This window comes from Burkholderia sp. Z1 (genome assembly GCF_014893795.1).
Lineage (GTDB): Bacteria > Pseudomonadota > Gammaproteobacteria > Burkholderiales > Burkholderiaceae > Burkholderia > Burkholderia theae.
On record NZ_JACFYL010000002.1, the window covers coordinates 3,064,792 to 3,077,596 of the forward strand.

Here is a 12,805-nt window from a genome sequence, read left to right on the forward strand (position 1 = left end):
CTTCAAAATCTTCGCGCGCACGTTCTCCTCTACCATCGGCCGATCGCTTTACCTCAAAAAAAGGAGACGGCCCCATGCCCCGCGAACTGAACCAACCGATGGGCGGCAACGAGATGCCGCGTTTTGGCGGCATCGCCACGATGATGCGGCTGCCGCAAGCCGCGACGACCGACGGCCTCGACGTGTGTTTCGTCGGCGTGCCGCTCGACCTCGGCACGTCGAACCGCTCGGGTTCGCGCTTCGGCCCGCGCCAGATCCGCACCGAATCCGTGCTGCTGCGGCCGTACAACATGGCCACGCGCGCCGCGCCGTTCGATTCGCTGCAGGTTGCCGATATCGGCGACGTCGCGACCAATCCGTACGACCTGAAGGACTCGGTGCGCCGCATCGAGGACGCGTATGACGAGATCGTCGCGAACGGCTGCCGGCCGATCACGCTCGGCGGCGACCACACGATCGCGTGGCCGATCCTGCGCGCGCTGCACAAGAAGTACGGCAAGGTCGCCGTCGTGCACGTCGACGCGCATGCGGACGTGAACGACACGATGTTCGGCGAGAAGATCGCGCACGGCACGCCGTTCCGCCGCGCGGTGGAAGACGGCCTGCTGCAATGCGACAAGGTCACGCAGATCGGCCTGCGCGGCACCGGTTACCACGCGGACGATTTCGACTGGTGCCGCCAGCAGGGCTTCACCGTCGTGCAGGCCGAAGAGTGCTGGAACAAGTCACTCGCGCCGCTGATGGCGCAGGTGCGCGAACGCGTCGGCGACACGCCCGTCTATCTCAGCTTCGACATCGACGGCCTCGACCCGTCGTTCGCGCCCGGCACCGGCACGCCGGAGATCGGCGGCCTCACCGTGCAGCAGGGCCTCGAAATCGTGCGCGGGATGAAGGGCCTGAATATCGTCGGCGCGGATCTCGTCGAAGTCGCGCCGCCGTACGACCCGACCGGCACCACCGCGCTCACCGGCGCGAACCTCGCGTTCGAGATGCTCTGCGTGATGCCGGGCGTTCTGTACCGCTAACCCGACCGACATCGACAGGATGACCTTCATGTCCACCGCCGAACTTTCCCGTTCCGCCACGACGTTCGTGCTGCCCGCGGCGCGCATCGCCGGCCAGCCCGTGCACACGCACTCCGACACGGCCGGTGCGCCGATCTTCAACGCGTCGACCGGTGCCGCGATCGGCTGGCAGGAATTCGCGACCACCGCGCACGTCGACGCCGCGGTTCGCGCCGCGCGCGACGCGTTCGCCGGCTGGCGCGACACGCCGCCCGCCGAGCGCGGCCGCATCCTCGCGACGATCGCCGAGCGCGTCGAAGCCGAACGCGACCGCCTCGCGGCGCTGCAGATGCAGGTGAGCGGCAAGCCACCGTTCGAAGCGGAAGCCGACGTCGGCGACGTCGTGGCGACGTTCGCCTACTACGCGAAGCTGTGCGAAGACCCGGCGCTATTCGCGGCCGAACCTGTCGCGCTGCCGAGCGACGCCGTCACGGCCGAACGCTTTTACGACGCGGTCGGCGTCGCGGCGCTGATCATGCCGTGGAATTTCCCGATGGTCACGACCGCATGGAAGCTCGCGCCCGCGCTCGCGGCCGGCTGTGCGGTCGTGCTGAAGCCGTCCGAACTCACGTCGCCGGTCGAGCACGCGCTGCTCGACATCGTCGTGCAAGCCGGCGTGCCGGCCGGCATCGTCAACGTCGTGAACGGCGGCGCCGAAGTCGGCGCGGCGCTCACCGCGCATCCGCTGATCGACAAGATCTCGTTTACCGGCAGTACGGCGGCCGGCCGCAAGGTCATGCAGGCCGCGGCCGAGGACATGAAACGCGTGACGCTCGAACTCGGCGGCAAGTCGTCGCTGATCGTGCGCGAGGACGCCGATCTCGACGTCGCGGTGTCGCTCGCGGTTGCCGGCGCGTTCACCAACGCCGGCCAGATGTGCTCGGCCACCGCGCGCATCCTCGTGCACGACAGCGTGTACCGCAGTTTCATGGCCGCGTTCGAGACCGCCGTGCGCGCACTCGTCGTCGCGCCGCCGGCCGCGGAACAGGTCGCGATGGGGCCGCTGATCTCGGCCGCGCAGCGTGCGCGCGTCGAAACGATGCTCCGGCACGGCATCGATGCGGGCGCACGCGTCGCGTTCAGCGGCCGGGTCGCGGATGCCGGCGGCGAAGGCTTCTTCATGGCACCCGTCGTGATCGCCGAGCCGGCCGTCGACAATCCGCTGTGGACCGACGAAGTGTTCGGCCCCGTCGCGTGCGTGAGATCGTTCCGCACCGACGACGAAGCGATCGCGCTCGCGAACGACACGCGCTACGGGCTCGTCGCGACCGTCGTCACGCGCGATGCGGGTATCGCAAAGCAGTTCCAGCAACGCGTGCGCGCGGGGCTCGTGTGGATCAATGCGCCGCAACTGATCTACCCGCACGTGTGCTGGGGTGGTTTCGGGCTCAGCGGGATCGGCCGAGAACTCGGCGTCGCGGGGCTGCGCAGCTATCAGGAACTGCGCCACGCGATGCGCGCGATCGACTGACCAGTGCGGCCGTTCAGGCCGTTGGCGACACCGTGCCGAGCGGCAGGTGTCGTCTTTTTTTGCGGCATCGATATATTCCGTAGAATATATCGATATCTGTACTCTCGGAGCAACACCATGGCCCGCACGCCGACGGATCGCGCCCCGCCGCGCGCCGCACGGGAACAACCGTTCGCGCGCAAGATCACCGCGCTCAAGCCGTTGTCGAGCGACGCGCGCGCGCAGCAGGTCACGGATGTCGTCGACGCGTTCCGGCGCCTGCGCGGCAGCGTCGTGCGCTTCATCCGGATGTTCTCGGCCGCGCATGCCGCGGCCGCGCCGGATGATGCGCTGGCCGCGCTGGGTTTTCGCGAGCTGCTGTCAACGCTCGAAGACGACGCACGCGCCGCCCGCTTCACACGCCTGCCCGAACTCGAACGGGCGATCGCACACGCGCGCCGCCTCGAACGCACGCGCGACGACGTGTTCTCCGATTCGTTCAGCAACGATCCGGCCGCGATGCGCGACGCCGTGGCCGCGCTGGAGCGCGTCGACGTGCTGTTCGTCGGGCTGTGCGTCGAATCCGTGATGGAGCGCCACGTGCCGGCATCCCTCCCCGTTTCGACCGCGGCGTCGGCCCCGGCCGCAGCGCCGCGCACCGACCGTTCGACCGCGCTCTGCTGACCGCGCCACCCCGCGTTACTCGGTGATTTCTCCGGAATTTAGCCCGTTATATTCCGTGGTATATTTCGCGAATCTTTCGCGCATCCGTCTCCGGTCCGATCGTGCCGGATAGAGGTCAACATGCACGCTCCGCCCTTTCGCCTTGCCCGCACGGCGGGCCTTTCGTCGTCCGGCGGCCATCCGTCCGCGGCAAGCGGCGCGCGGATCGACGCCTGCTGCGCGCCGTCCCGCGCGCAACAGGTCGAGCTGAAGCGCCGCACGCGCCTGTCCGAACTCGATGCGAACCTGCACTGCTCGATTATCGGCACCTGCCTGACCACGCACGAACTGCGCCGGCTCGTGCCGAAATTCGCCGATGTCGACCGGCAGCACGCGACCGACCTTGAAATCCATCACGCGGCCGTCGAGCTTGCGATCGCCGGCACCGGCGGCGCCAAGGCACTGCACAAGGCACTCGACGAGCGTTATGCCGGCGCCATACGCGCATTCGACAGTGCGAAGGACGCGGCCGAACTGCTCGCACGCTGGAAGGAAGCGCTCAAGAGCGGCGACATCCCGCCCGCGTACTGGGCGCTGATGACGCATCCGCGCACGACGATGAGCGTGCGCCAGGCCGCCTTCGGCGACCTGCACATGCTGTCGCACCTGGTCGGCGCGGCCAATCGCGCCGATATCCGGCGGCTGGTCGCGCTGGAGGAAGAGAATGCGGCGCTGCATGCGAAGATCGAGCGGCAGCAGGCGCGCCTGCACGAGATGAGCACGGAGCGCGACGCGACGCGGCAGGAACGGGATGCGCTCGTCGCGCGCCAGAACGCGCAGCCGCTGGCGACCGAGAACGTATTGCGCGACGAAGTGCGCGAGTTGCGCGAGGCGTTGGCCGCGCGCGACGAACGGCTCGCGCTGCACACGAGCCGCCGCGAGGCAGCCGAGCAGCGGATCGCCGCGGAGCAGGCGAGCGCCCGCGCGATGCGTGCGCGGCTCGACGACCTGATGGCGATGGTGAAGACGCTGCGCGCCGAAGCGAGCGCGATCGAACACGCGATGCAGGCGTCGATGGAGGATCCGGCCGAGCGGCCGGTGGACACGCTGTCGATTCTGCAGCGCAAGCGCGTCGTTTATGTCGGCGGGCGGCCCGGTTCGAACCGCGCGATCCGGCGGATCGTCGAGGCGTCGGGCGGCGACGTGACGATGCACGACGGCGGCATCGAGGATCGCAAGGGCCTGCTGGCCGCCGCGTTACCGGGCGCGCACCTGGTCGTGTTCCCGGTCGACTGCATCGACCATGATTCGATGAACCTGCTCAAGCGCATCTGCGAACGCCACGGGATCGCGTACTACCCGTTGCGGACCGCCAGCGTCGCCAGCTTCGTCGAACTGATCGGACGGCTCGATGCGCAAGCGCGCGATGTCATGCAACCGGATGCGCCTGCGGGCGACACGCCGCGTTTCTGCTTGCGGCACGGTTAGTCCACGCCAGACTATCAGGCGTCGGCACCACCCTTCAGCGGCGCACCATTTTCGTGAGCGCGGCGATCTCGTCCGCGCAGGCCGCATACGCACGTTCCTCGATTCCGCGATAGAGGCGGATGATCTCCTCGCCGACCGGCGTCAGCACGCTGCCGCCGCCGCTTTGCCCGCCATGTTCGGACACCGTCGCCGGCGACTTCAGCGAGCGGTTCAGCTCATCCATCAGCAGCCACGCACGCCGGTACGACATCTGCATGCTGCGCGCCGCCGCCGAAATCGAGCCGTGCTCGCGTACGGCTTCGAGCAGCGCGACCTTGCCCGGGCCGAGCGCGATCGTGTCGGCCTGCTGGATACGCATCCTGAACCGCGCCTCAGGCTTGGGGTGTGCCGAAGTCTTCATGTTGTCCCGCCGATTGAACGATGCGGGCAAGCATACACGATGGCCGGCGCGGCGAACGCCGGCGGCACGCGTGCGGCGTCAGACCTCGAGCACGCGCGCGACGATGCCGGCCAGCCGCTTCACATGGCGTGGCGCGGGGAGGATGTCGGCACCCGAGAACAGCAGCGGTGCGCCGTCGTCGATCGACAGCGGCGCATCGCCGCATTCGAACGCGACGATCACGTGTTCGCCGACGGGCGTGTTGAACAGTTCGTGCCACGAGAACGTGACCGCATAACCGTCGTGCGCATGCGCGATGAACACCATGCGCTTGAAGTCGCCCGGCGCATCGTTGCGCAGCCCGGCCGCATCGAGCAGGTCCTTCAGCCGCGCGCCGCGATACGGCGCGACCGAGCGGATGAAGCGGTTCGTCGTGAAGCAGCGCAGGTCGAACGGCTCGGCCGTCGCGCTGGCGTGCCGGCGCAGATCGTCGAGCGTTACCGTCATCGGCCGCACGAATGCGCCCGTCAGCGCGATCGAGCCTGCCGCCGCCTGATGCGCCGAAGGCGCCGCCGTCCCTGCCATCTCCATCGCCCGCCTCCATGACGGCCCGCCGGCTGGCGCGCCTTCGTTGTATCGGCGGATATATTACGCCGGGAAAAGGCCGGCCGACAGAATGCGTGCCGCATGAACGGCATAACGGCGGCCGATCGTGCCCCGCGCGACGCGGCGCTATGACAGCACGATGTGCTTGATGGCCTTCCTGATGTGCTTGAAGCTGTCGACCGATTCCGCCTTCTGGTCCGTCACCAGCGCGCCGATCCGCGCCGGCTCGCAGAAGCTGATCCGGCTGTTCGTGCCGAGCTTGCTGAAATCGGCCAGGATCGCGACCTCCGCCGCGTTGCTCACCATCGCGCGCGCCACTTCGGTTTCCATCCGGTCGTAGTTCGTCGCGCCCCTGACGTGGTCGACCCCCACCGGCGACAGCAGCGCGAGATCGGCGCGGTAGCGGAAGATCTCGGCGACCGTGCCGTCGCCGACCGTCGCGGCCGCGCGACTGCCGATCATCCCGCCGAGCAGGATCGTTTCGTTCTTCGCTTGCCCCGGGTCGCTCGACCGCATCTTCAGCGCGACATCGATCGAGTTCGTGACGATCGTGAGACCCGACAGCTTCGACAGCTCCTCGGCCAGCAGCGCGGTGGTCGTGCCCGCGTCGATGAACAGCGTCTGCGAGCCTGTGACCAGCCTGGCTGCCGCGCGGGCGATCGCCTGCTTCGCCTTCACGTGCGTCTGCGCGCGCTCGGCGATCGGCGCCTCGTCGCCCACCTGCACCGCGCCGCCATGCACGCGCTTCAGTTCCCCCAGCGCCTCGAGATCGACGAGATCGCGCCGCACGGTTTCCCGCGACACGTTCAGGTCGGCCATGATCCGGTCGGTCGAGACGCGCTGCATCTTCGATAACAGAAGCCGAATCCTCTGATATCGCTCTTCTTGCCACATGAAATGTCCTCGGAATGAACGTCAATGTTATTCGAACGGCGAACTACGTAGCGCTCTCCTCCATCTTTTTGATGCCGACGAGGGTCTGCAGGGATTGACGGACGGCCTGGAATTCCGCGCTCGTCATCTTCGAAAACACCACGTGGATGCGGTCGTCGTCCGGCGCGGCGTCGTCCTGTTCGATGACGAACTGGACGATGCGCGCCTGATCGATGCCCGGCATCGCCTGCAGCGACGTCAGCTTCACCGCGCCGCGGCTCGCGAGGATGCGCACGCCCCAGCGCTGCCGCGCGGCGAAGAAGCGCTTCTCGATCGGCTTCAGGCCGGCGAGGATCGCCAGCACGATCGCGGTCGCGGCGATCGCGGCCACATACATGCCGCCGCCCACGGCCAGCCCGACCGCCGCCACGACCCACAGGCTCGCCGCCGTCGTCAGGCCGCGGATGATCTCGCCGCGCAGCATGATCGACCCGGCGCCGAGAAAGCCGATGCCCGACACGACCTGCGCGGCGACCCGCGACGGGTCCAGCGACACGTTCTTCGCGTTCTGGATATCCGCGAAGCCGAACGCCGACACGACCATCACGAGCGCCGCGCCCACCGCCACCAGCATGTGCGTGCGCAGGCCGGCCGCCCACGACAGGCGCTCGCGCTCGATGCCGATGATGCTGCCGAGCAATGCCGCCAGCAACAGGCGGGAAATGATTTCCAGCTGACTGATCATTCGAAGTCTCCTTGCTTTGCCCTACCCGCTTGATGAAGCACGGCCCGTCCGGACCGCCGCCCGACTTTTCCTGCCTTCGTCCACCCACCGTCGCGACCGGCGGCCGGCAAGTTGTATTTTTGTGCGATCTTGCGATTTTGTGCTTTCTAATATACGGTACGAAAAACCGCAAAGCCAGACCCAAGTTCGTTTGTTTCATCCGATCAATACGATCAATCGTCGTACCAATCAGGCAACACGATCCGGAACACTTGCTTAGGAGACCAACATGATGAAGAAGGCATGGATGCTGGCGGCAACATTGCTGGCGGCGCTGGCGACCGCCCCCGTTCACGCATCCGAGGGTGACGTCTGCAAGAAGGTGACGCTCGGCGATGTCGGCTGGAGCGACATCGCGGCCACCACCGGCGTCGCGATGATGCTGCTGGACGGGCTGGGGTACGAGGCGACCAAGACGATCGCGTCGCCGCCGATCGTGCTGGCCGGCGTGAAGAAGGCGCAGATCGATGCGTTCCTCGGCTACTGGGATCCGAGCATGACGCCGACCGTGAAGCCGTTCGTCGACGCCGGCGCCGTGCACCAGTTGCCTCAGCCCAACCTGGTCGGCGCGCGCTACACGCTGGCCGTGCCGCAATACGCGTCGGACAAGGGCCTCAAGAGCTTCGCCGACATCGCTAAATTCCGCGACCAGCTCGACGGCAAGATCTACGGGATCGGTGCCGGCAACAACGGCAACGCGCTGATCCAGCGGATGATCGACAAGAACGAGTTCGGGCTCGGCGGCTTCAAGCTGGTCGAATCGAGCGAGGCCGGGATGCTCGTCCAGGTGACGCGCGCCGTGCAGGAGCACCGGATGATCGTGTTCCTTGGGTGGGAACCGCACCCGATGAACATCAACTACAAGATCGCCTACCTCGACGGCGGCGACACCGTGTTCGGCCCGAACTACGGATCGGCGAAGGTCTATACGCTCGTCACGCCCGGTTATCTCGAACGCTGCCCGAACGTCGGCCGGCTGCTGACCAACCTGAAATTCACGACCGACGAAGAGAACCAGTTGATGGTGCCGATCATGAATCACGCGGACCCGGTCGCCGTCGCGAAGGAATGGGCGAAGAAGAACCCCGGCGTGCTGTCGAAGTGGCTCGACGGCGTCACGACCATCGACGGGAAGAACGCCAGGGACGCGATCGAGAAACTCATCGGCGCGTAAGCACGCAAGACAAGGAACCACCCATGCACAAGAATCTCGCGCTGTTCGACCTCGACCACACGCTGCTGCCGCTCGACAGCGACCAGGCCTGGAGCCGCTTCATCACGCGGGTCGGCTGGCAGGAAGACGACGCGCATGCGGCGCTGATCGACGAGCACTACGGCCACTATGCGGCCGGCACGCTCGACATGGACGCGTACCTCGCCGTGACGCTCGCGCCGCTTACCCGCTACTCGCGCGAGCAGCTCGAACACTGGCACGCGCAGTTCATGGACGAGGTGATCCGGCCGGCGATCACGCCGCAGGCGCGCTCGCTGGTCGACCGGCATCGCGAGAACGGCGATCTCTGCTGCATTGTCACGGCGACCAACGTCTTCGTCACGCGGCCGATCGCGGCCGAGTTCGGGATAGAGCACCTGCTCGGTATCGAGCTCGATACCGACGACGGCACGCCGGACGGCGCGTTTACCGGGCGCAGCACCGGCGTGCCGAGTTTCCGCGAAGGCAAGATCATCCGCACGACCGCATGGCTCGAATCGCTCGGCTACGCGCCGTCGGATTTCGAACGGACCTACTTCTACAGCGATTCGATCAACGACGTGCCGCTGCTGGACTACGTCACGGACCCGGTCGCGACCAATCCCGACGTACGGCTTTCTCAGGTTGCCGGCACACGCGGCTGGCCTGTCATAAAGTTGTTCTGAATCGGGCGATATTCTCTGCTGTCCATTTTCATGTCTGGAGGGGTAATGAAATACGGAGCACGCAGCAACCATCTCAATAATTCAGGAATCCGATTCGAATCGAATCGAAAGCATGTCGTCAAGTCGCGCCGGTCGGAAAGCCGCTTTCCGCACTGGCGCGGCGCTTTCATGATCGCGCTCCTGTGCACGCTGGCCGCTTGCGGCGACGGCGACTCGGGCACCGCGGCCAACGTGGCGGCCGCGCGCGCGGCCGCACCGGGTTCGGCATCCACGCCCGTCCTGCACTGCGCGAGCGCGTGCCACTGACCGACGCAGGCCCCACGGCCAGCCATCCACGACAGAGAGCGATCATGCAAAACAAACCCACAACACGACGTCAGTTCCTCGCCGATGCGTTGAAGCTCGCCGGTGCGACCGCGATCACGGGCATGCTGCCCGAAAGCATCGCGCGCGCGCAGGCCATTCCCGCGGCCACCGTTACCGGCACGATCCAGGACGTGAAGCACGTCGTGATCCTGATGCAGGAAAACCGCTCGTTCGACCACTATCTCGGCACGCTGGGCGGCGCACGCGGCTTCGGCGATCCGCGGCCGGTCGTCATTTCGAGCGGGTATCCGGTGTGGCGCCAGCCCTGGCTGACGTCCTACGTGTTTCCGTTCAACCCGTCCCCGCCCTTCGGCACGGCGAACGGCGACACCTACTACGGCGACCTGGACCACAGCTGGAGCGGCACGCACAGTGCCTGGAACAACGGCCGCTACGACAACTGGGCCGACGCGAAGACCAGCGGCACGATGTACTACTTCACGCAGAAGGACATCCCGTTCTACTACGCACTGGCGAGCGCGTTCACGGTGTGCGACGACTACCACTGCTCGATGCTCGGTCCGACCGACCCGAACCGGCTGTATCTGTGGACCGGGTGCTGCGGCAACGTCGCCGGCTATTCGCCGTACACGACCAACACGATGACCGGTACCGGCTGGACCACGATGCCGGAGCGGCTGAACGCGGCCGGCGTCACGTGGAAGTTCTACCAGGACAAGGGCAACGGGCTGGATGCCGGCCACGGCTACGGCGAATACAACGGCTCCAGCAAGGATCTGTGGTGGAACGGCAATTACGGTGACAACGTCATCCTGAACTTCAAGCAGTACCAGAACCTGGGCGCCACCGATCCGCTCGCGCCGGCGCTCAACGGCACGCAGATCGATCCGACCGGCGGCGGCAAGGAATACGACACGAACCTGTTCAGCCAACTGCTGGCCGACGTCACGAACGACACGCTGCCGCAAGTGTCGTGGATTGCCGCGCCTTACGCGTACTGCGAGCATCCGTCGTGGGCCGCGAGCGGCGGCGAATGGTACGTGAGCAACGTCCTGAATGCGCTGACCTCGAATCCGAAGGTGTGGGCCAGCACGGTGCTGCTCGTGATGTACGACGAGAACGACGGCCTGTTCGATCACATCCCGCCCGCCGTCCCGGCCAGCTCCGCGGCCGGCACCGGGCAGTCGACCGTCTCGACGGCCGCGGAATTCGTCGCCAGCAGCGGCAGCGCATCGGATGGCTCGGCCAGCGGCGACGTGCCGATCGGGCTCGGGCCGCGCGTGCCGATGTTCGTGATCTCGCCGTGGTCGAAGGGCGGCAAGGTGAATTCGCAGGTCTTCGATCACACGTCGGTGATCCGTTTCCTGGAGGCGCGCTTCGGGTTTCAGGAAACCAATATCTCGCCGTGGCGACGCGCGGTCTGCGGCGACCTGACGTCGGCCTTCGATTTCTCGAACGCCGACCAGACCGTTCCCGCGATCCAGCCGCCGGCGAGCAACATGAACCCGAACGGCCCGGCCGTCCCGATCCCCTACCCGACCACCACCGCGGTGCCGGCGCAGACAACCGGCCGCAGCACCGCCTGCCGCCTGCCCTACGAGTTCTTCGTGCAAGGCAAGGTCAACCGCGCCGGCAACGCGCTGTCGCTGACGATGACCAACACCGGCACCGCCGGCGTACACCTGCAGGCGTGGGTCGACGGCACGAGCACGATTCCCCGGCATTACACGATCGCGGCCGGCGCGAGCCAGTGCGCGAACCTGTCGGATTCGCTCGCGCTGAATGCCGGCGGCAGCTACGACTATTCCGTGTACGGCCCGAACGGCTTCCTGCAGACGTTCCGCGGCAGCGTCGGTTCGTCCGGCAACACGGGATCGACCGCCGAAATCAGCCTGTGCTACGACGTGGCGAACGGCAACGTGCAGATCACGCTCGACAACTCCGCCGGCGCCAGCGCGACGACGTTCCAGCTCACCGACAACGCCTACGGCATGAACACGAGGCAGTCGGTCACCGTCGCCGCCGGCGCGACGCAAGCCGTCACGTGGTACGGCGACGGCGGCTGGTACGACGCAAGCATCCGCGACGCGAACGATCCGAACTTCCTGCGCCGGGTGGCCGGCTGCGTGCAGACGCAATCCGGCGCCCTGCTCACGGATTCGGCGATCGGCAATACCGGCCAGAAGTTCGTCGCGTCGCTCGCTTCGCAGGGCTCGACGTTCGGCACGCTGCGGTTCGACTACGTCGCGCCGCCGTGGAGCCACAGCCCGAAGAACTGGGTGGGCATCTTTGCACATGGCGCGCAGCCGACCAAGGGCAGCTACAAGTCGTGGGCGTACCTGCCGAAGAGCACCGGCTCGCTGCTGTTCTCGTCCACGGCCAACAGCACGCTGGCGTCGGGGCAGTACGACGCGTGGTATCTGTTCGACGACGGCTACACGCCGCTCGCGGGTCCCGTCACGATCAACATCTGACGGCATGACCGGACCGTGTCGGCCGCCCGCAGGGGCGGCCGACACGCGCTAAACGAGCAGATCCTCGTGGAACGCGCCGAACGGCCGCGTCGGGTGGGCAATCTGGATTTCGAGGATCCACAGGCCGGCGGCCGGCGCGCCGTCGAAGTCGCCGAGATTGCCGGCCTTGTAGATCGCGTGCGGGAAATCGCTGACGCGATGCCCCTTGATGTCGACGTTCAACCGGAAGCCGTGCGCGTCGGCGCGCTGTGCCGCGAACTCGTACAGCGCGATGCCCGCGCATCCGGTGGTCCGCCAGTGATGCTCGACTTCGTCGTAGATGACGCGCGCCGCGCGTGCGCAGGCCTGCATGTCCGGATCGTCGCCGCGGACGAACGTCGCGCCCGCGTCGCCCTCGTGCTTCGCCCATACGGCGCCGAGGTCGATGAAGAAGATGTCGTCGTCGGCGAGGACGGGATCCGCCACCGAGCGCTCCTTGAACGTGCGCAGCGTGTTTTCCCCGAAGCGAACGAGGATCGGATGCCAGATCCGGTCCATCCCGAGCGCCTTGAGCACGCTCAGCCCCAGCGCATTGGCCTCCGATTCGCGCATGCCGGGCCGGATGCCCGCGGCGATCGCGTCGACGGCCTGCCACGTCATGGTTCTTGCGTGCTGCATCGCGTCGAGCGAAAAGGCCTCGCCGACGGCTTCGCGGTGCATCGAATTCAAGATGGTGCTCCCGTGCGGGTGAATGTGGGTGGGGTCAGTCGATCGTCGTTTCGATATGCACAGAAGAATATATCGATTTCCGGACCGCTGCTGTGTCGCGTTTCGTCGCGT

Annotated in this window: 13 protein-coding genes; 8 read left to right on the forward strand and 5 right to left on the reverse strand. The window is 66.9% G+C overall.

Features of this window, described 5'->3' with window-relative positions:
- Positions 1 to 74: 74 nt before the first annotated feature.
- From speB to H3H55_RS30630, 4 genes are all read left to right on the forward strand, one after another.
- Entirely contained in the window at positions 75 to 1,025 is a 951-nt protein-coding gene (gene speB, locus H3H55_RS30615) for an agmatinase (RefSeq protein ID WP_048249142.1), read from the forward strand.
- 28 nt (positions 1,026 to 1,053) lie between these two features.
- Entirely contained in the window at positions 1,054 to 2,535 is a 1,482-nt protein-coding gene (locus H3H55_RS30620) for an aldehyde dehydrogenase family protein (protein WP_193101524.1), read from the forward strand.
- A gap of 117 nt (positions 2,536 to 2,652) precedes the next feature.
- Positions 2,653 to 3,198 (forward strand): hypothetical protein, encoded by a 546-nt coding sequence (locus H3H55_RS30625; RefSeq protein WP_193101526.1) that lies wholly within the window; start codon positions 2,653 to 2,655, stop codon positions 3,196 to 3,198.
- A gap of 120 nt (positions 3,199 to 3,318) precedes the next feature.
- The gene (locus H3H55_RS30630) at positions 3,319 to 4,665 is read left to right on the forward strand and encodes a DUF2325 domain-containing protein (RefSeq protein WP_193101527.1); all 1,347 of its coding nucleotides are present in this window, start codon (positions 3,319 to 3,321) and stop codon (positions 4,663 to 4,665) included.
- A gap of 34 nt (positions 4,666 to 4,699) precedes the next feature.
- Here H3H55_RS30630 and H3H55_RS30635 read toward each other — a convergent pair whose 3' ends face one another.
- The 4 genes from H3H55_RS30635 to H3H55_RS30650 form a co-directional block, all read right to left on the reverse strand.
- On the reverse strand, positions 4,700 to 5,023 hold the full coding sequence (locus H3H55_RS30635; protein WP_129517372.1) for a winged helix-turn-helix domain-containing protein: 324 nt from the start codon (positions 5,021 to 5,023) through the stop codon (positions 4,700 to 4,702).
- Between the two features lie 120 nt (positions 5,024 to 5,143).
- Positions 5,144 to 5,635: a molybdopterin-dependent oxidoreductase gene (locus H3H55_RS30640; protein WP_048249147.1), complete on the reverse strand. Its 492-nt coding sequence runs from the start codon at positions 5,633 to 5,635 to the stop codon at positions 5,144 to 5,146.
- 141 nt (positions 5,636 to 5,776) lie between these two features.
- Positions 5,777 to 6,544 (reverse strand): DeoR/GlpR family DNA-binding transcription regulator, encoded by a 768-nt coding sequence (locus H3H55_RS30645; protein WP_193101529.1) that lies wholly within the window; start codon positions 6,542 to 6,544, stop codon positions 5,777 to 5,779.
- Positions 6,545 to 6,587: 43 nt separating this feature from the next.
- Entirely contained in the window at positions 6,588 to 7,268 is a 681-nt protein-coding gene (locus H3H55_RS30650) for an MgtC/SapB family protein (RefSeq protein WP_048249149.1), read from the reverse strand.
- A gap of 268 nt (positions 7,269 to 7,536) precedes the next feature.
- Between H3H55_RS30650 and H3H55_RS30655 the strand changes: the two genes are divergently transcribed.
- The 4 genes from H3H55_RS30655 (at position 7,537) to H3H55_RS30670 (ending at position 11,986) form a co-directional block, all read left to right on the forward strand.
- Positions 7,537 to 8,481, forward strand: a complete 945-nt coding sequence (locus tag H3H55_RS30655) for a choline ABC transporter substrate-binding protein (RefSeq protein ID WP_193101531.1) — start codon at positions 7,537 to 7,539, stop codon at positions 8,479 to 8,481.
- A gap of 23 nt (positions 8,482 to 8,504) precedes the next feature.
- The gene (locus H3H55_RS30660) at positions 8,505 to 9,185 is read left to right on the forward strand and encodes an HAD family hydrolase (protein WP_193101532.1); all 681 of its coding nucleotides are present in this window, start codon (positions 8,505 to 8,507) and stop codon (positions 9,183 to 9,185) included.
- Positions 9,186 to 9,353: 168 nt separating this feature from the next.
- Positions 9,354 to 9,491 (forward strand): hypothetical protein, encoded by a 138-nt coding sequence (locus H3H55_RS37425; protein WP_226127085.1) that lies wholly within the window; start codon positions 9,354 to 9,356, stop codon positions 9,489 to 9,491.
- Positions 9,492 to 9,535: 44 nt separating this feature from the next.
- A complete protein-coding gene (locus H3H55_RS30670; protein ID WP_193101536.1) occupies positions 9,536 to 11,986 on the forward strand; it encodes a phosphocholine-specific phospholipase C in 2,451 nt (816 codons plus the stop codon).
- A gap of 48 nt (positions 11,987 to 12,034) precedes the next feature.
- On the opposite strand, the gene H3H55_RS30675 is transcribed toward H3H55_RS30670, so the two are convergent.
- Complete coding sequence (locus H3H55_RS30675; RefSeq protein ID WP_193101538.1) at positions 12,035 to 12,694, reverse strand: M24 family metallopeptidase; 660 nt, start codon at positions 12,692 to 12,694, stop codon at positions 12,035 to 12,037.
- Positions 12,695 to 12,805: the final 111 nt, after the last annotated feature.